We start from the raw sequence: 18,099 nt of genomic DNA, 5'->3' as shown, positions 1-18,099 counted from the left end.
CGCGGGCATGCTGGCGGACGTCCTCGCCACCTGTCCGGAGCGGAGCGTCCTCCATGGCCCAGCCGTCCACCGCCACCCGCACGAGACCGCCCTCCGCCCCTGCGACGGCGCCGCCGCGCGGCGCCGTGCGGGCGCTCGTCCTCGCGACCATCGGCTTCGCCCTGACCAGCTGGGCCTGGGCGCTGCTGAGCCCGCTGGGGCCGGTCTACGTCCAGCGCGGCGTCGTCCCCGAGGCCGCGCTGCTGGTCGCGGTGCCGGTGGTGGTCGGCTCACTGGGCAGGATCCCCGTCGGCGCCCTCACCGATCGCCTCGGCGGGCGGGTCATGTTCCCGCTCATCGCGCTGGCCTCCGTGGTGCCGGTGCTGTTCCTCGGCCTGGTGGGCCAGCACTCCGCCGCGACGCTCCTGGTGGGCGGCTTCTTCCTCGGCATCGCCGGCACGGCCTTCGCGATCGGGGTCCCCTACGTCAACTCCTGGTTCCCGCCGGGGCGCCGCGGGCTCGCCACCGGCATCTTCGGGGCCAGCATGGGCGGCACGGCCATCAGCGCCTTCACCACCGTGCCGCTGCTGACCGCGGTGGGGGACAGCGCCCCCTTCGTGGTCACCGCGATCGCGCTGTGCCTCTACGCCGCGGTGGCCTGGCTGCTGCTGCCCACCGCGCCGGGCTGGACGCCGTCCCGCGGGGCCGCGCTGCGGGGGACCGTGGGCGTCCTGCGGCACCGGGGGACCTGGGAGGCCTCGTGCCTGTACGCGCTCTCCTTCGGCGGCTACGTCGCCTTCGCCGTCTTCCTGCCCACGCTGCTGAGCACCTGGTACGGGCTCGGCAGCGCGGAGGCCTCGCTGGGGCTGGCCGGGTTCGTCCTGGTCGCCGTGCTCCTGCGCCCCCTGGGCGGTGTGCTCGCCGATCGTGCGGGCGCGGGCCGGACCCTCGCGGTCTCCTACCTGGCGGTGCTCGCCGCGGCGCTGCTGCTGAGCACGCATCCGGTGCTCGTGCCGGTGGGGACGGTGGCCCTGCTCGTGATCGCCGGCGCGCTGGGCCTGGGTGCGGGGGCCGTCATCGCGCTCGTCGCCCAGGTCACCGAGCCCTCCGCCGTCGGGGCGGTGACCGGGGTGGTCGGTGCGGCGGGTGGTTTGGGCGGCTTCGTGCCGCCGATCCTCATGGCCGCGGCGCTGACGACGACGGGCACCTACGCCCCGGCGATCCTGCTCCTCGCGGCGGCCGCGGTCGGGGCGCTCGCGATCACCTGGACCCTGAGCCGGAGGGGATCCGAGCGGGCGGCCCGCCCGGCCGTCGCATGACGCTACCCTGAGCGCATGACGACCTATGTGCTCACCGCCATCGGCGACGACCGCCCCGGCCTCGTCGCCGCCCTCGCCGCCGCCGTCGACGAGCACGGGGGGAACTGGGTCGACAGCCAGCTCTCGCTGCTCGCCGGGAAGTTCGCCGGGATCGTCCTGGTCGAGGTGCCCGAGCAGAACGTCGACGCGCTCCTGGCCGCCCTGCCGGCGCTGGCTGCGAGCGAGGGCCTGAGCGTCGAGGCCACCGAGGGGACCGCGGGCTCCGGATCGCCGGACGCCTCGGGCGAGGCGCTCAGCCTGCACCTGCTGGGCCAGGACCGCACCGGCATGGTCCGCGAGGTCACCGCCGCGCTGCGCTCCCAGGGGGCCACCATCGACGGTCTGCGCAGCTGGACCCGGGAAGCCCCGGAGGGCGGCGGCATGCTGTTCGAGGCGGAGGCCGAGCTGCGCCTTCCCGCCGGCACGGACCAGGGACAGGTCCGGGACGCGCTCGAGGAGATCGCCGCCGAGCTCATGGTCGACCTCGAGCTCGACACGGCCGGCTGACCGGTCCGTCCGGTTCCTCGCGCTCCGACCGGGGCGGGAATTCCGGAAGGCCTTCGTTTCGAAAAGCGGGATTCCCGGGCTGCGGTCGAGGAGTTCACCGGAAAGCCTTCTCTGACGGGACCGAGGTCCCTTAGTGTGGCAGGACGGGACGTGGATCCTGTGAGGGTTCCGCATTCCGCCGATGCGTGGGACGGGTCGCCCAGCGGCTCCGTCTCCGCCCTCGATCGTGGAGGCCACCGATGACCGAGTCCGCCCGTCCCTCCGCCGACACCACCGATCCCGACGCCGTACCGGCCGGGGCCTGGCGCGCCCTGTTCCTGGTCACGCTCGGGTTCGGGATCAACTTCTGGGCCTGGGCCCTGCTCAGCCCGCTGGGACCGATCTACGTCGAGCGCGGTCTGGCCGCGGACTCCTCCCTGATCGTCGCGATCCCGGTGCTCGTCGGCTCCCTGGGCCGGATTGTGGTGGGGGCGCTGTCCGACCGTTTCGGCGGCCATCTCATGTTCCCGCTGGTCTCCCTGCTCACCGTGATCCCCGTGCTGTTCCTCGGGTTCGTGGGGCAGTACGGATTCGGGACGCTTCTGCTGGGCGGATTCTTCCTCGGCATCGCCGGCACCACGTTCGCGATCGGTGTTCCCTATGTGAATTCCTGGTTCCCGCCCGCCAAGCGCGGCATGGCCACCGGCCTGTACGGGATGGGCATGGGCGGCACCGCGATCAGCGCCTTCACCACCGTGCCGCTGGTGAACGCGATCGGCGACGCCGCGCCCTTCGTGCTCACCGCGATCGCCCTCGTGCTCTACGCGATCGTCGCCTGGCTGTTCATGAAGGACGCCCCCACCTGGTCGCCCTCGCACCGGAACATCATCACCTCCTCCGTGGCGGTCATGAAGCTGACCGTCACCTGGCAGGCCTGCTACCTCTACGCGCTGAGCTTCGGCGGCTACGTGGCCTTCTCCGTCTTCCTGCCCACGATGCTGCAGAACTGGTACGGCCTGGAGGCGACCGACGCCTCCTTCCGGATGGCCGGCTTCGTGATCGTCGCCGTCATCATGCGGCCCCTGGGCGGCACCCTCTCCGATCGTCTGGGCGCCGTGCGCACCCTGCTCGTCGCCTACACCGCGGTGACCGTGGCCGCGTTCGTGCTGATCTTCCAGCCGGACCTGATGCCCCTGGGCACGATCGTGTACATCCTCATGGCCGCGGGCCTCGGCCTCGGCTCCGGCGCGGTGTTCGCGTTGGTGGCACAGACCTCGGACCCGTCCGTGGTGGGGTCCGTGACCGGCTTCGTCGGAGCCGCGGGTGGCCTGGGGGGCTTCGTGCCGCCGCTGGTCATGGCCGCCGTGTACTCCGCCCAGGGCAGCTACTCGATCGGGATCGCGCTGCTGCTGCTGGCCACCCTCGGCGCGATCGGCGTGACCCTGATGGTGGGACGGGGAGCCGGCCGCCGGGAGCCGGCCGTCCCGTAGGTCCGCCGCCCCACGCGCCCACCGCCGTCCGTCCGCCCCTCAGGAGGAGCAGTTCATGACCGTTCAGGACGACCAGGACACGCAGCAGGGGCCGCGGACGCCGCGCGCCGCCGCCCCCGGCACCGGCACGGGGACGGATTCCCCTTTGTTCGATGCGCTGATCGGTGCGCGCAGGATGTTCAGCCGTTCGGAGGCGATCAGCGCGGACGGCCGGGAGACCCATCGCGTGGGCGGGCGCGGCGGCGACTCCTTCTACCGGGAGCGCTGGAGCCACGACAAGGTGGTGCGCTCGACCCACGGCGTGAACTGCACGGGTTCCTGCTCGTGGAAGGTGTACGTCAAGGACGGGGTGATCACCTGGGAGTCCCAGGAGACCGACTACCCGTCCGCCGGCCCGGACAAGCCCGAGTACGAGCCCCGCGGCTGTCCGCGCGGCGCGTCCTTCTCCTGGTACACCTACTCGCCCACCCGGGTGCGGTACCCCTACGTGCGCTCCGAGCTGCTGCGGCTGTACCGCGAGGAGAAGGCGAAGGCGCCGGGCCACGATCCGGTGGAGGCCTGGAAGGCGATCGTCTCCGATCCCGAGAAGGCCATGCGGTACAAGCGGGCCCGCGGCCGGGGCGGCCTCGTGCGCGCCTCCTGGGACGAGGCGATCGAGATGATCTCCGCCGCCTACGTGCACACGGTCAAGGAGTACGGCCCCGACCGCGCCACCGGCTTCTCCCCGATCCCGGCGATGAGCCAGGTCTCCTTCTCCTCGGGGGCCCGCTTCCATCAGCTGATCGGCGGCTCGATGCTGTCCTTCTACGACTGGTACGCGGATCTGCCTCCCGCCTCCCCGCAGGTCTTCGGCGACCAGACCGACGTCCCGGAGTCCGGGGACTGGTGGGACGCCGCCTACCTCATCATGTGGGGATCGAACGTCCCGCAGACCCGCACCCCGGATGCGCACTGGATGACCGAGGCCCGTTACCGGGGCCAGAAGGTCATCTCCGTCGCCCCCGACTACGCGGAGTCGGTGAAGTTCGCCGACGAGTGGCTCGCCCCCCATCCCGGCACCGATGCGGCGCTGGCCATGGGCATGGGCCATACGATCCTGCGCGAGTTCTACGTCGAGAAGCAGACGCCGGCCTTCCTCGACTATGCCCGCCAGTACACGGACCTGCCCTTCCTCGTCCAGCTCGAGCAGCGGGAGGACGGCGCGCTGGTCCCGGGCAAGTTCCTCGTCGCCAGCGACCTGGGGGAGGTGCGCACCGCGGAGGCTGCGACCGAGCACGCGGACTTCAAGCCGCTGCTCTTCGACGCCGCCCGCGGTGAGGCCGCCGTCCCCAACGGAACGCTCGGCCACCGCTACAGCGCCGACGGCGAGGGCCGCTGGAATCTCGAGCTGGGCGATCTCGACCCGGCGCTCACGCTGCTGGGCCACCACGAAGAGGTCGCCGAGGTGCTCATGCCGCGCTTCGACACCGCCGGCCAGGGCGGCCGCGGCGACGTGACGCGGGGCGTCCCCGTGCGCCGGATCGACGGCCGCGCCGTCACCACCGTCTACGACCTGCTGCTGGCCGAGTACGGCGTGGGGCGCGAGGGCCTGCCTGGCACATGGGCCCGCGGGCTCGACGACGCCGAGGCCCTCTACACCCCGGCCTGGCAGGAGACCATCACGGGCGTGCCCGGGCAGGCCGCCGCACGGATCGCGCGCGAGTTCGCGCAGAGCGCCGTCGACTCCGGCGGGCGCTCCATGATCATCATGGGCGCCGGCACCAACCACTGGTTCCACTCCGACACCATCTACCGCTCCTTCCTGACCCTGACCACGCTGTGCGGCACCCAGGGCGTCAACGGCGGCGGCTGGGCGCACTACGTGGGCCAGGAGAAGGTGCGGCCCATCACCGGCTGGCTGCATCTGGCCAACGCCCTGGACTGGTCGCGCCCGCCCCGCCAGATGACCCAGACCACCTACTGGTACATGCACACCGACCAGTGGCGCTATGACCGCTTCGGGGCCGACACCCTCACCGCGACCACCGGGGCGGGCCGCTTCGCCGGGACCACCGCCGCCGATGCCGTGGCCCTCTCCCAGCGTCTGGGCTGGCAGCCCTTCTTCCCGCAGTTCGACATCAGCTCCCTGGACGTCGCCGATCGGGCCGCCGCCGCCGGCCAGGAGACCATCCCGTATCTCGTGGAGGCCTTGAAGAACGGCGAGATCAACTTCGCGGCCGAGGACCCGGACGCCCCGCAGAACCATCCGCGCATCTGGTCGATCTGGCGGGCCAACACCCTGGGCTCCTCGGCCAAGGGCGATCAGTACTTCTTCCGCCACCTGCTGGGCGTGGACAGCGCCGCGACCGGGGAGGAGACGCCGGAGCATCTGCGCCCGCGCGACGTGCGATGGCGGGAGGAGGCCCCGATCGGCAAGATGGACCTGCTGCTCACGCTCGACTTCCGCATGACCAGCCACACCCTGCACTCCGACGTGGTGCTGCCGGCGGCCACCTGGTACGAGAAGCACGACCTGTCCACCACGGACATGCACCCCTTCATCCACTCCTTCAACCCCGCGATCTCCAACCCCTGGGAGTCCCGCACGGACTGGGAGACCTGGGCCTCGATCGCGAAGAAGTTCAGCGAGCTGGCCGAGACCCATCTGGGGACCCGCAAGGACGTGGTCGCCTTCCCCCTCCAGCACGACACCCCCGGCGAGCTCGCCACCCCGCACGGGAGGGTGCGGGACTGGAAGGCGGGGGAGTGCGAACCGATCCTGGGGCTCACCATGCCCACGCTCGTGGAGGTGGAGCGGGACTACACCCAGATCCACGCGAAGTTCACCTCGATCGGGCCGCTGCTGGACACCCTCGGGATGACCACCAAGGGCATCACCTACGACGTGACGAAGCAGGTCGAGGAGCTGGGACGGCTCAACGGCGTCCACCGCTCCGGTCCCGCCGCGGGACGCCCGAAGATCGAGACCGACCTCCAGGCCTGCGAGTTCATCCTGGGACTGTCCGGCACCACGAACGGGCACATGGCCACCCAGGGCTTCGAGACCCTCGAGAAGCGCACGGGCGTGGCGCTGCGCGACCTCTCCGCGGAGAACGAGGGCAAGCGCATCCACTTCTCGGACACCCAGGCCGCCCCGGTGCCGGTCATCACCAGCCCCGAATGGTCCGGCTCCGAGACCGGGGGACGTCGCTACAGCCCCTTCACGATCAACGTCGAGCGCAAGAAGCCCTGGCACACGCTCACGGGCCGTCAGCACTTCTATCTCGACCACGACTGGATGCTCGAGATCGGGGAGGCGCTGCCGGTCTTCCGGCCGCCGCTGGACATGACCGCGCTCTTCGGCGAGCGCCCGCTGGGCGAGCAGGACGAGGCCGGCACCTCGATCTCCGTGCGCTACCTGACCCCGCACAACAAGTGGGCGATCCACTCGATGTACCAGGAGAACTTCTTCATGATGAACCTGTCCCGCGGCGGGCAGAACATCTGGATGAGCGTCGAGGACGCGGAGGCCGTGGGCATCGAGGACAACGACTGGGTCGAGGCCGTCAACCGCAACGGCGTGGTCGCCGCGCGCGCCGTGGTCAGCCATCGCATGCCGCGGGGGACCGCCTTCATGCACCACGGCCAGGAGCGCACGGTCAACGTCCCCCTCACCGAGCGGGACGGGAAGCGGGGCGGAGTCACCAACTCCCTGACCCGCATCATGCTCAAGCCTTCGCACCTGATTGGCGGCTACGGCCAGCTCTCCTACGCCTTCAACTACTACGGGCCCACCGGCAACCAGCGCGACGAGGTGACGGTGATCCGCAAGCGCACCGCTCCCGTCGAGTACTGAGACCGCCGCCCACCGCCCGTCGTCCGCCCGTCGGAAGGAATCCCCCTCATGCGCGTCATGGCCCAGATGTCGATGGTGATGAACCTCGACAAGTGCATCGGCTGCCACACCTGCTCGGTCACCTGCAAGCAGGCGTGGACCAACCGCTCCGGGACCGAGTACATCTGGTTCAACAACGTCGAGACCCGGCCCGGACAGGGCTACCCGCGCGGGTACGAGGACCAGGAGAAGTGGAAGGGCGGCTGGGAGCTGGGGAGGAACGGTCGGCTGAAGCTCCGCGCCGGCGGTCGCCTGACCAAGCTGCTCCAGCTGTTCTCCAACCCGCGCCTGCCGGGCATCGAGGACTACTACGAGCCGTGGACCTACGACTACGACAACCTGCTGCGCGCCCCCGCCCAGCAGGAGACGATCCCCACCGCGCCGCCGACCTCGCTGCTGACCGGGGAGCGCACCGAGATCACCTGGTCCGGCAACTGGGACGACGACCTCGGCGGAACCTACGCGGCCAAGGACCTCGACCCGATGCTCAAGGGCATCGAGGAGAAGGTCACGATGGAGTTCGACCAGACCTTCATGTTCTACCTGCCGCGCATCTGCGAGCACTGCCTGAACCCCACCTGCGTCGCCTCCTGCCCCTCGGGCGCGATCTACAAGCGCGAGGAGGACGGCATCGTCCTGGTGGACCAGGACGGCTGCCGCGGCTGGCGCATGTGCGTCACCGGCTGCCCGTACAAGAAGATCTACTTCAACCACCGCACCGGCAAGGCCGAGAAGTGCACCTTCTGCTATCCGCGCATCGAGCAGGGTGAGCCGACGGTGTGCGCGGAGACCTGCGTGGGCCGCCTGCGCTACATCGGTCTGGTCCTCTACGACGCCGACCGCGTCACCGAGGCCGCCTCGACCCCGGACGAGAAGGACCTCTACCGCGCCCAGCGCGACCTCCTCCTCGACCCGAACGATCCCGAGGTCATCGCCGGGGCCCGCGCCGCGGGCATCCCGCACGACTGGCTCCTGGCCGCCCAGAGATCACCGACCTACCGGCTCATCAAGGACTACGAGGTCGCGCTCCCGCTGCACCCCGAGTACCGCACCATGCCGATGGTCTGGTATATCCCGCCGCTGTCCCCGGTGGTGGACGTGGTGCGGGACACCGGCTACGACGCGGAGGACGCGGAGAGCCTCTTCGCGGCGATCGATGCGCTGCGCATCCCCGTGGAGTACCTCGCGAACCTGTTCAGCGCCGGCGACGTCCCCACCGTGGAGCGGGTGCTGTACCGGATGGCGGCGATGCGCTCGTACATGCGCGACATCAACCTGGGCCGCGAGCCGAAGGAGGGGATCGCCAATGCGGTGGGCATGTCCGGCCAGGAGATGGAGGAGATGTACCGCCTGCTCGCGATCGCGAAATACGAGGACCGCTACGTGATCCCGGTGGGGCACCACGAATCGGCCCATGACCTCGAGAGCACCGGCACGGACTGCCCGCTGAACGCACCGGGTGGGCCGGGGATGAGCATGTCCCCGCCGGAGGAGCCGATGGGCATGTCCGGGCCGGGATACGCCACCCAGCGCCGCGAGACCGTCCCCCGGCCCGAGGCCGGACGCGTGAACCTCCTGAACTGGGACGGCACCGGCAGGCCCGAGGGCCTGTTCCCGTCCCCGGCCACGGGGAGCGCGTGATGGGTGCGCTCGCCCGGCTGCTGGGCCGACGGGACGGCGGGCCCGGTGCCGCGACGGCCTCCTCGCCGCGCGGACGGGCCGGGAAGGACCAGCTGCACGCCTCCGGGATGACCACCGAGGAGCTGCGGATCTGCTGGATCGCGGTCTCGTGGATGCTCACCTACCCCGAGGAGCGGACCATCGAGCGCTTCACCGCCGTGCGCGAGCTCGCCGGCGGACTCCCGGACCCGGCGCGCACCGCCCTCCTGGGCAGTCTCCACCAGCTGTCCGCGCAGGACCCGGTGATCCTCCAGGAGCAGTACGTGGACACCTTCGACACGCGCCGGCGCGGCTGCCTGCACCTGACGTACTTCAGCCACGGGGACACCCGCCGGCGGGGGATGGCCCTGCTGCGCATCAAGCAGGACTTCCGGGCGGCGGGCCTCGTGATCGGTGCCGAGGAGCTTCCCGACCACCTCCCCGTGGTGCTCGAGTTCGCCGCCGCCCACGATGCCGAGCGCGGCGCGAAGATCCTGCGCGCCAATCGTCCGGGCGTCGAGCTGCTGCGCCTGCATCTGGCGGACATCGGCTCGCCGTGGCACGGGGCGCTCGTGGCCCTGTGCGCGACCCTCCCGCCGCTGGACGCCGACGACCGCGCCGCGGTGCTGCGCCTGGCCGAGGAGGGACCCGAGGAGGAGCTGGTGGGCCTGGACGGCTACGGCGCGGACGGGTTCGGACTGGACGGCGCCGCCGGCGACCTCGCCGGTCAGACCTCCGCCGCCTCCTCCTGCGGGTCCGGGGCGGCCGCTCCCGGACCGGTTCCCGTGGACCTGATGAGAGGACGACCCTCATGACCGACGTCTCGACGCTCGACCTGCTGCTGTGGGTGGTGCTGCCGTACATGGTGCTCGCCGTGTTCGTGCTCGGGCACGTGTGGCGCTTCCGCGCGGACCGCTTCGGCTGGACCACCCGCTCCAGCCAGATCTACGAGTCGCGCCTGCTGTCGATCGGTTCGCCGCTGTTCCACTTCGGGATCATCGGCATCTTCTTCGGCCATGTGGTGGGCCTCGGCATCCCGAAGTCCTGGACGGAGTTCCTGGGGGTCAGCGATCATCTGTACCACCTCATGGCGATCACCATCGGGCTCGCCGCGGCCGTGGCCTGCGTGGGCGGGCTGCTGATCCTCCTGTACCGGCGGCGCACCAACACCCGGGTCTTCGGCGCCACCACGGCGGGGGACAAGCTGATGTACCTGATGCTGTCGCTGACGATCCTGTTCGGCCTGCTCGCCACGATCGTGCACTCGGCCCTCGGCACATACGACTACCGCGAGGGCGTCTCGATCTGGTTCCGAGAGTTCTGGACCCTGCGACCCGATCCGGAGCTGATGGGGCAGGCGCCGATCTTCTTCCAGCTGCACATCCTCTCCGCGCTGCTGCTGTTCGGGATCTGGCCGTTCACGCGCCTGGTGCACGTCTTCGCCGCCCCGCTCGGCTATCTGACCAGGCCGTACATCGTCTACCGCAGCAAGGACCCCCGCAAGGAGGCCGAGCGGCGGGGCTGGGAGAAGGTGAAGTACTGACACTGTGCAGGACCGGGGCGCGCCGCGGCCCCCGCGCCGCGGCCCCCGCGGTGCGGTGACCACCGGCAGGGCTGATCGGGACGATTCCGGTTCGGCCGGGAATGCCCCTTTTGCCGAGAGTGCTGCGGGGCTATCCTGAGGCTGCGGGCGCCGGAGCCGGTGCTCGTCTCCCTCGAGAGGACCCCACCGTGAATCCTGCTTCCGAAGAGTTTCCGCCGTCCCGCCCGCGTCGACGGCTCGGACGCACGGCGCGTGCCGCCGTGGGTGCCGCGTTCGTCCTGTCCCTCGGACTGGCGGGTGCGGGTGCCGCCTCGGCTGTCGAGGTCAATCCGCAGCGGAGTCTCCGCTCCTTCGTCGAGGTGAACCCGCAGCGCGTCGAGGTCAACCCGCAGCGTGTCGAGGTGAACCCGCAGTACGTCGAGGTGAACCCGCAGCGCGGCGTCACCTTGGCCGTCGAGGTGAACCCGCAGTAGTCCGCACCGCCGACCCTCGGGGTCGGCGCGGACGTGATGGAGGCCGGCACCCTGGTGGTGCCGGCCTCCATCGCGCCGACGACCGGCTGCCTCAGCGGTCGGCGAGGTCACCCACGCGGGTGATGGCGAGCACCGGCTCCCCGGCCTCGTCGGTCGCCTCGAGATCGAGCTCCGCCTCGATCGCCCAGTCGTGGTGGCGATCGGGGTCGTCGAGGACCTGGCGGATCCGCCAGGTCCGCGACTCCTCGGTGATCTGCAGCAGCTGCGGGGAGCGGGCCGGCCCGTCGATGCCGACGTGGTCGTAGGTGTCGTAGTAGGCGTCCATGGCCTCCGCCCAGCGCGGCCGGTCCCAACCGGAGGCGCCGTCGAGCTCGGCGAGACGCTGCTCGCGCTCGAAGGCGAAGTGCTCCACGCGCTGCCACATCGCGGCCCGCACCATGGTGCGCAGCACCTTGGTCTGGGCGGAGAGTCCGCGCGGCGTGCTGGGGCGGATCTCGGAGGCGCCGTCGGCCTCGAGCTCCTCGGGATGGGAGAGCGCCTCCCACTCGTCCAGCAGCGAGGAGTCGATGCCGCGCACCAGCACGCCCAGCCACTCGATGAGGTCGTCGAGGCTCTCGGTGCGCAGGTCCTGCGGGATCGTGCGCCGCATCGCCTGGTAGGCGTCGGAGAGATAGCGCAGCACGATGCCCTCGGAGCGCTGCAGGCCGTAGCGCTGCACGAACTCGCTGAAGGTCTGCCCGGTCTCGTACATCTCGCGCACCACGGACTTGGGGGAGAGGTCGTCGGCGCGCACCCAGGGGTGCGAGCGCGCATAGATCTCGAGGGCCGCCTCGAGATCCTCCTCGAGGGGCCTGGGCCAGGTGACCTCGTCGAGCCGGGCCATGCGCTCGGTGTACTCGACGCCGTCGGCCTTGAGCTCGGCGAGAAGCTCGCCCTTGGCCGCGTTGAGCTGCGCCATGAGGATCTGACGGGGATCCTCGAGGATCGCCTCGATGATCGAGAGGGTGTCCAGGGTCAGGGAGTCGGACTCCTCGTCGAGGGAGTCGATCATCGCGATGGCGAACGGGGCCAGCGGCTGGTTCATGGTGAAGTCCAGCTGGAGGTCCTCGACCAGCGCGAAGCGGCGCCCCAGATGGTCCGGCTCCTCGAGCACCTCGATGATCTCCGCATCCCGCAGGCCGCGGAGGATCTCGACCGCCTCGCGCACCAGCTTGAGCTTCTGCGTCCTGGTCTGATGGCTGGAGAGGATGAGGTGGCGGCCCGCGGCGATCGCATCGCCGGGCCGGGCGATGAGCGCCAGGGCCATGCCGGCGGTGACCTTCAGGTGGGGGCGCAGCGGCTCGGGAGCGTTCTCGACCAGCTTGGTCATGGTCGCCTCGGACCAGCTCACGGCACCCTCGGGGATGCGGGGCTTGGGCTCCTTCTTCCGCTTCTTGGCGCTGTTGGGAGCTGTGCCGGACTCCTCGCGGGCGCGCTGCTTGGCCCGTTCGCGCTCGAACTCGATGGTCCACGGCGGCGCCTGCACGACGACGTGGCCCACGGTGTCGTAGCCGGCGCGTCCCGCCCGCCCGGCGATCTGATGGAACTCGCGGGCGTTGAGCAGCCGCATCCGCTTGCCGTCGAACTTCGCCAGGGAGGTGAGCAGCACGGTGCGGATCGGCACATTGATGCCCACCCCCAGCGTGTCGGTGCCGCAGATGATCTTCAGCAGCCCGGACTGGGCGAGCTTCTCCACCAGGCGGCGGTACTTGGGCAGCATGCCGGCGTGGTGGACCCCGATCCCCTCGCGCACCAGGCCGGAGAGCACCTGCCCGAAGCCGCGGGAGAAGCGGAAGTCCCCGATGATCTCCCGGATCCGCTCCTTCTCGCCGTCGGCGAGGATCTTCTGCCCCCGCAGCGCCTGGGCCTGCTCGAGCGCGTCCTTCTGGGTGAAGTGGACGATGTAGACCGGCGCATCGCGGTCCTGCAGGATGGTGGCGATCGTGTCCGGCAGCGGCTCCAGGGACCAGCGGAAGTCCAGCGGCACCGGGCGCGGGGCGTCGTCGATCGTGGACACGGCGCGCCCGGTGCGCTCCTCGAGGTCCTCCTCGAAGCGCGTGACGTCGCCGAGGGTCGCGCTCATGAGCACGAACTGGCAGCGGGGCAGCTCGATCAGCGGGACCTGCCAGGCCCATCCGCGCTGCGGGTCCCCGTAGTAGTGGAACTCGTCCATCACCGCGAGGCCCACCTCGCTGGTGGGTCCCTCGCGCAGGGCGTGGTTCGCGAAGATCTCCGCCGTGCACACGATGATCGGCGCCTCGTGGTTCACGGAGGAGTCGCCGGTCATCATGCCGACGCTCTCCGCGCCGAACTGGGCGACCAGGTCGAAGAACTTCTCGCTCACCAGCGCCTTGATCGGTGCGGTGTAGTACGCGCGCTCGCCGCGGGCGAGGGCGGCGAAGAGGGCCGCGTAGGCGATCGTGGTCTTGCCGGAGCCGGTGGGCGTGGCCGCGATGACATGATCGCCCGCGGCGATGGCCAGCAGCGCCTCCTCCTGGTGCGGGTAGAGGGTCCGGCCGACGGACTCCTGGGCCTCGACGAACCCGTCGACGATCGCGTCCTGTCCGGCATCGGCGGAGCTCTCGGGCAGGAAGGGCGTGAGGATCGGCATGGGGTCCAGTCTGCCAGGGAGCTCCGACCCTCCAGCACTCCCCGCGCGGCCGCGGCGCCCGGGACCATGACCTGACTCGCCACGCTGCGCGCCCGTGGGCGGCGAGACCGCTGGGGTCAGGCCTCCGCGGAGAGCAGCGGCTCGAGATGCGCGAGGATCTGCTCGCGCAGCGCGTCGGCGCGCTCGGCGAGATCGTGCTGGCGGCGCCGGTACTCCGCTTTCCCCTCGGCCGTCTCGATCGGCACCACGCCGTAGCCGAGCGACCGCACGTCGTACGGGCTGGCCTCCATGTCCAGCACGCGGGTGGCGCGCGCGTGCTCGAAGCAGTCCAGCGCCAGCGACGAGGGGATCAGCGGGACGAGCTTCATCGCCCACTTGTACAGGTCCATGCCCACGTGCAGGCAGGCGGGGTTGTCGCGCTGCACCTGCGTGGCACGGGTGGGCGTGATCGCGTTGCGCGGCACCGCCGGGGGCGTGAAGAAGCGGAAGGCGTCGATATGGGAGCACACCAGACGCTCGCTCTCGACCACCGCGTCGGTCGCCTCCTGCCCCAGCCGCAGCGGGAGATCCTCGTGGCGCTGCTCGCCGGGCGCGAGACGGTAGACCATCGCCCACTCGTGCAGGCCGAAGCAGGAGAAGTTCGGCGTCCGCCGTGCGAGGGAGGAGGAGCGCAGCAGGCGCGCCATGAAGTCGACGGCATCCGCCCGCTCGTCCAGATAGCGCCGGAGGTCCGCGCGCCGCGTCGGTCCGCCCGCGGGGCCGGGGGAGTCGAGGTACCAGGAGCGACGTCCCTCGGCGTCGACATCCGCGATCACAGCTCGACCGTCGGCGTCGACGTCGGCCGAGGGGTCGTATGCCAGCTCCCAGCCCGGATGCCAGCGCCGCAGCCGTGCGGCGCTGAAGGGGTAGTAGGTGAACAGGAAGTCCTCGACCGGGTGCTTGATGCCCTGGGCGCGACGCTCGCGATGACCGGCGGTCAGCGCATCGGCCCGCTGCTCGTGGGCGCGGCGCGAGCGCATCGCCTCGGCGCGGGAGAGGACGCGGGTCGGAGAGTCGACCGGGAGCGGGGTCACGGGAGCTCCTTGCAGGGGTGGTCCGTCGGGGCGATCCATCGTACGAGGCGGCGCGGACCGTTCCTCCCCACCGCCCCGGCCTCCACAACGGGGCCGTGGGTGCGGTGGAGGCGGGCCGTTCCGATCTAGCGTCGCCTCACCCCTTCCGACGAGGAGCAGCACCGATGACCTCCCACGACGACCATGTCGACCGCGACGACCACCGCGCGCACTGTGCCGACTGCGGCAGACCGCTCACCGCCCCGGACGGGACGCTGCTGGAGCCCTGGCCCGGCGTGGACTACCCGTGTCCCGACGCCTATCTCGCCCTCTCGGGCCACGAGCGTGAGCATCATGCCCGTGGCACGGAGGAGCTCTGCATGATCTGGGTGCGCCCCCTGCCGGACTTCTACCTGCGGGGGATTCTGAGGATCCCGGTGCGCGGGGAGGATCTCGGCCTCGAGAGCGCGCTGTGGGTCCAGGTGAGCGAGGAGAGCTTCCTCGACTACACCGAGCACTACGAGGACCCGGAGCATTCGGAGGTGTATCCCGGGCAGCTGGCCACGCAGGTCGACGGGTACTCCCGGTCCACCTCGCTCCCCGTCCAGATCCTCACCCGAGGCATGGAGCTGCCTCTCGTGGTGCCCGACTCCACCGTCTCCCATCCGCTCGTGCGCGACGTCTACGACGGCATCGACCGCAGCGAGGCGGAGCTGCGGCTGCGCGCCCTCCTGCTACCGGCGAGCGAGGGGTGACATGCAGGACGGAGCCGGCCGGTGATGCCCGGCCGGCGCGACCGCCTAGACTGACAGGCATGCGCATCGCCCGATTCACCACCGGCGAGGATCCCCAGTACGGCATCGTCCAGGAGAAGGACGGCCGGGACATGGTCTATGGGATCACCGGTGACCCCCTGTACACCGAGATCCGCCCCACCGGCACGATCCTCCCGCTCGAGGACGTCCGCCTGCTGGCACCCGTCATCCCGCGCTCGAAGGTGGTGTGCGTGGGCCGCAACTACGCCGCCCATGCCGCCGAGCTCGGCAACGAGGTCCCCGAGCAGGCGCTCTACTTCCTCAAGCCCAACACGGCCGTCGTCGGCCCCGGAGACCCCGTCGTCCTGCCGGCGTACAGCCAGGAGGTGAGCCTCGAGGCGGAGCTCGCGGTGGTCATCAAGCGGATGTCCAAGGACCTCACCCCGGAGCAGGTCCCGGAGCATGTCCTGGGATACACCTGCGCGAACGACCTCACCGCCCGCGACGCCCAGGCGGCGGAGAACCAGTGGTTCCGCGCCAAGGCCTTCGACACCTCCTGCCCGATCGGCCCCTGGATCGAGACCGACCTCGACCCCGCGTCCCTGGGCATCTCCAGCGCGGTCGACGGCGAGGTCGCCCAGGACGGCACCACCGCGGACATGCTCCGCGACGTCTCGGCGCTCGTCGCCGAGATCTCCGCCGTCGTCACCCTCCTGCCGGGGGACCTCGTCCTGACCGGCACGCCGGCCGGCGTGCGCGCCGTCGAACCGGGATCCTCCGTCGACATCACCATCGAGGGCATCGGCACGCTCTCGAACCCCATCGTGCGCCGCTGACCGGCCCCGCCCCCTCGCCCGCCCAGATCCTCCAGGAGCACCCCGCGTGACCACCGTCCCCGCCGCGAACGCCACCCCGACCGATGAGGTCCGGGTGCGCTTCTGCCCCAGCCCCACCGGCACCCCGCACGTCGGCCTCGTGCGCACCGCCCTGTTCAACTGGGCCCACGCCCGCCACCACGGCGGGAAGCTCATCTTCCGCATCGAGGACACCGACGCCGCCCGGGACAGCGAGGAGTCCTACCACCAGCTGCTCGAGGCGATGCGCTGGCTCGGCATCGACTGGGACGAGGGCGTGGAGGTGGGCGGCCCCCACGGCCCCTACCGCCAGTCGCAGCGCGGCGAGATCTATCAGGACGTCATCGCGAAGCTCAAGGACGCCGGGCACATCTACGAGTCCTTCTCCACCGCGGAGGAGATCGCCGAGCGTCATCGTGCCGCCGGGCGCGACCCGCAGCTCGGCTACGACGGCTACGACCGCGAGCTCACCGCGGAGCAGAAGGCGGCCTTCCGTGCCGAGGGTCGCGAGCCCACCTGGCGCCTGCGCATGCCGGAGACCGACCTCGGCTTCACCGACCTGGTGCGCGGGGAGATCACCTTCAAGGCCGGCTCCACCCCGGACTTCGTGGTGGTCCGCGCGAACGGACAGCCTCTGTACACGCTGGTCAACCCCGTCGACGACGCCCTCATGCGCATCACCCACGTGCTGCGCGGCGAGGACCTCCTGTCCTCCACGCCGCGCCAGATCGCCCTCTACCGCGCGCTGGTGGACATCGGCGTGGCGGAGCGGATCCCGGAGTTCGGCCACCTCCCCTATGTGATGGGGGAGGGCAACAAGAAGCTCTCCAAGCGCGATCCGCAGTCCAACCTGTTCCTCTACCGCGATCAGGGCTTCACCCCCGAGGGCATGGTCAACTACCTCGCCCTCCTGGGCTGGGGCTACAGCGCCGACGAGGACATCTTCAGCCGCGAGCAGCTCGTCGAGCGCTTCGATGCGAACGACGTGAACCCCAATCCGGCGCGCGTGGACCTCAAGAAGGCCACCGCCATCAACGCCGATCACATCCGTCTGCTGCCGGAGGCGGAGCTCGCCGAGCGGCTGCTCCCGTACCTCCAGCGGGGCGGCGTGTTGGGCGAGGAGGTCACCGCGCAGCAGCGGGAGCTCGTCGCCGCCGCCACGCCGCTGGTGCAGACCCGTATGAACCTCCTGGCCGAGGCTCCGGACCTGCTGGGCTTCCTCTTCGTGCCCGATGAGGAGCTGGTGGTCCAGGACGACGCGCTGAAGAAGCTCGGCGACGACCCCGTGGCGGTCCTGGAGCGTGCCCTGGTCGAGGTGGAGGCACTGGAGGACGGCGCCTTCACCGCGGAGCACCTCGAGCCCGCCCTGCGCGCCGCGATCGTCGAGGACATGGGGATCAAGCCGCGCCTGGCCTTCGGTCCGCTGCGCAGCGCGATCTCCGGCCGCCGGATCTCCCCGCCGCTGTTCGAGTCCATGGAGCTGCTCGGGCGCGCCTCGAGCATCGCTCGCCTGCGCGCGCTGCGCGATCGCCTCGCGGAGGCGACCGCCGCGCAGTGAGCCCGCGGAGCGCTGTGGGGCGAGGTGCCGAGCCTCACAGCGCTCAGAGGCCCTCTCGCTTTGTCTTGCGGGCACAGAGCCGGTAGAGTCTTACCTCGGTACGGCACGCAGGACTGACCGGAAAGCCCACGGAAACCACCGGGGAGCGGAACGGGAAGAACCACGGAAAGTACTTCTCACCATGGGGTATGGTGTAATTGGCAACACAGCGGTTTCTGGTACCGTCGTTCTAGGTTCGAGTCCTGGTACCCCAGCGCTACGCGGCAGTTTCCTGTCGCGCAGTCCGCGCCCCGTTCGTCTAGCGGCCTAGGACGTCGCCCTCTCACGGCGGTAACACCGGTTCAAATCCGGTACGGGGTACGAGGCGA

Annotated in this window: 13 protein-coding genes and 2 tRNA genes; 13 read left to right on the top strand and 2 right to left on the bottom strand. The window is 70.8% G+C overall.

What is annotated here, in order from left to right; genetic code table 11:
* Positions 1-53: 53 nt before the first annotated feature.
* The 8 genes from CXH06_RS13475 to CXH06_RS13440 all read left to right on the top strand — a co-directional run bounded on the left by CXH06_RS13475 (position 54) and on the right by CXH06_RS13440 (position 10,862).
* Entirely contained in the window at positions 54-1,298 is a 1,245-nt protein-coding gene (locus CXH06_RS13475) for a nitrate/nitrite transporter (RefSeq protein ID WP_114855715.1), read from the top strand.
* Between the two features lie 15 nt (positions 1,299-1,313).
* Positions 1,314-1,844: a glycine cleavage system protein R gene (locus tag CXH06_RS13470; RefSeq protein ID WP_114855714.1), complete on the top strand. Its 531-nt coding sequence runs from the start codon at positions 1,314-1,316 to the stop codon at positions 1,842-1,844.
* A 239-nt stretch (positions 1,845-2,083) separates the two neighbouring features.
* The gene (locus CXH06_RS13465; protein WP_114855713.1) at positions 2,084-3,313 is read left to right on the top strand and encodes an MFS transporter; all 1,230 of its coding nucleotides are present in this window, start codon (positions 2,084-2,086) and stop codon (positions 3,311-3,313) included.
* Between the two features lie 55 nt (positions 3,314-3,368).
* Positions 3,369-7,148 (top strand): nitrate reductase subunit alpha, encoded by a 3,780-nt coding sequence (locus CXH06_RS13460; protein WP_114855712.1) that lies wholly within the window; start codon positions 3,369-3,371, stop codon positions 7,146-7,148.
* 48 nt (positions 7,149-7,196) lie between these two features.
* On the top strand, positions 7,197-8,828 hold the full coding sequence (gene narH / locus CXH06_RS13455; protein WP_114855711.1) for a nitrate reductase subunit beta: 1,632 nt from the start codon (positions 7,197-7,199) through the stop codon (positions 8,826-8,828).
* Positions 8,828-9,661 (top strand): nitrate reductase molybdenum cofactor assembly chaperone, encoded by an 834-nt coding sequence (narJ, locus tag CXH06_RS13450; protein ID WP_114855710.1) that lies wholly within the window; start codon positions 8,828-8,830, stop codon positions 9,659-9,661. Before narH ends, narJ begins: the two co-directional genes overlap by 1 nt.
* Positions 9,658-10,389 (top strand): respiratory nitrate reductase subunit gamma, encoded by a 732-nt coding sequence (gene narI / locus CXH06_RS13445; RefSeq protein ID WP_114855709.1) that lies wholly within the window; start codon positions 9,658-9,660, stop codon positions 10,387-10,389. The genes narJ and narI overlap by 4 nt, the downstream gene beginning before the upstream one ends.
* 260 nt (positions 10,390-10,649) lie before the next feature.
* Positions 10,650-10,862, top strand: a complete 213-nt coding sequence (locus CXH06_RS13440; protein WP_157975745.1) for a hypothetical protein — start codon at positions 10,650-10,652, stop codon at positions 10,860-10,862.
* Between the two features lie 91 nt (positions 10,863-10,953).
* Here the strand turns inward: CXH06_RS13440 and CXH06_RS13435 are convergent, their stop codons facing one another.
* Positions 10,954-13,512: an RNA helicase gene (locus CXH06_RS13435; protein ID WP_114855707.1), complete on the bottom strand. Its 2,559-nt coding sequence runs from the start codon at positions 13,510-13,512 to the stop codon at positions 10,954-10,956.
* A 116-nt stretch (positions 13,513-13,628) separates the two neighbouring features.
* Positions 13,629-14,531, bottom strand: a complete 903-nt coding sequence (locus CXH06_RS13430; RefSeq protein WP_157975749.1) for a 3-methyladenine DNA glycosylase — start codon at positions 14,529-14,531, stop codon at positions 13,629-13,631.
* A gap of 218 nt (positions 14,532-14,749) precedes the next feature.
* Here CXH06_RS13430 and CXH06_RS13425 point away from each other — a divergent pair, with 218 nt between their 5' ends.
* The 5 genes from CXH06_RS13425 (at position 14,750) to CXH06_RS13405 (ending at position 18,091) form a co-directional block, all read left to right on the top strand.
* Positions 14,750-15,319, top strand: a complete 570-nt coding sequence (locus tag CXH06_RS13425) for a DUF2199 domain-containing protein (RefSeq protein ID WP_114855705.1) — start codon at positions 14,750-14,752, stop codon at positions 15,317-15,319.
* A gap of 59 nt (positions 15,320-15,378) precedes the next feature.
* Positions 15,379-16,155 (top strand): fumarylacetoacetate hydrolase family protein, encoded by a 777-nt coding sequence (locus CXH06_RS13420; RefSeq protein WP_114855704.1) that lies wholly within the window; start codon positions 15,379-15,381, stop codon positions 16,153-16,155.
* 46 nt (positions 16,156-16,201) lie between these two features.
* Complete coding sequence (gene gltX / locus CXH06_RS13415; RefSeq protein ID WP_114855703.1) at positions 16,202-17,731, top strand: glutamate--tRNA ligase; 1,530 nt, start codon at positions 16,202-16,204, stop codon at positions 17,729-17,731.
* Between the two features lie 182 nt (positions 17,732-17,913).
* Positions 17,914-17,985 (top strand) — tRNA-Gln (locus CXH06_RS13410).
* A 33-nt stretch (positions 17,986-18,018) separates the two neighbouring features.
* Positions 18,019-18,091, top strand: a tRNA-Glu gene (locus CXH06_RS13405).
* Positions 18,092-18,099 lie beyond the last annotated feature (8 nt).

This window comes from Brachybacterium sp. YJGR34 (assembly GCF_003347015.1).
Lineage (GTDB): Bacteria > Actinomycetota > Actinomycetes > Actinomycetales > Dermabacteraceae > Brachybacterium.
The sequence above is the reverse complement of the archived record's forward strand: the minus strand, read 5'-3'. Positions and strand labels throughout refer to the sequence as shown.

What these genes read in the sequence shown, in the direction of transcription:
- CXH06_RS13475 (WP_114855715.1), top strand. Translation starts at nt 54, where the DNA reads ATGGCCCAGCCGTCCACCGCCACCCGCACGAGACCGCCCTCCGCCCCT.
- CXH06_RS13470 (WP_114855714.1), top strand. Translation starts at nt 1,314, where the DNA reads ATGACGACCTATGTGCTCACCGCCATCGGCGACGACCGCCCCGGCCTC.
- CXH06_RS13465 (WP_114855713.1), top strand. Translation starts at nt 2,084, where the DNA reads ATGACCGAGTCCGCCCGTCCCTCCGCCGACACCACCGATCCCGACGCC.
- CXH06_RS13460 (WP_114855712.1), top strand. Translation starts at nt 3,369, where the DNA reads ATGACCGTTCAGGACGACCAGGACACGCAGCAGGGGCCGCGGACGCCG.
- narH (WP_114855711.1), top strand. Translation starts at nt 7,197, where the DNA reads ATGCGCGTCATGGCCCAGATGTCGATGGTGATGAACCTCGACAAGTGC.
- narJ (WP_114855710.1), top strand. Translation starts at nt 8,828, where the DNA reads ATGGGTGCGCTCGCCCGGCTGCTGGGCCGACGGGACGGCGGGCCCGGT.
- narI (WP_114855709.1), top strand. Translation starts at nt 9,658, where the DNA reads ATGACCGACGTCTCGACGCTCGACCTGCTGCTGTGGGTGGTGCTGCCG.
- CXH06_RS13435 (WP_114855707.1), bottom strand. Translation starts at nt 13,512, where the DNA reads ATGCCGATCCTCACGCCCTTCCTGCCCGAGAGCTCCGCCGATGCCGGA.
- CXH06_RS13430 (WP_157975749.1), bottom strand. Translation starts at nt 14,531, where the DNA reads ATGCGCTCGCGCCGCGCCCACGAGCAGCGGGCCGATGCGCTGACCGCC.
- CXH06_RS13425 (WP_114855705.1), top strand. Translation starts at nt 14,750, where the DNA reads ATGACCTCCCACGACGACCATGTCGACCGCGACGACCACCGCGCGCAC.
- CXH06_RS13420 (WP_114855704.1), top strand. Translation starts at nt 15,379, where the DNA reads ATGCGCATCGCCCGATTCACCACCGGCGAGGATCCCCAGTACGGCATC.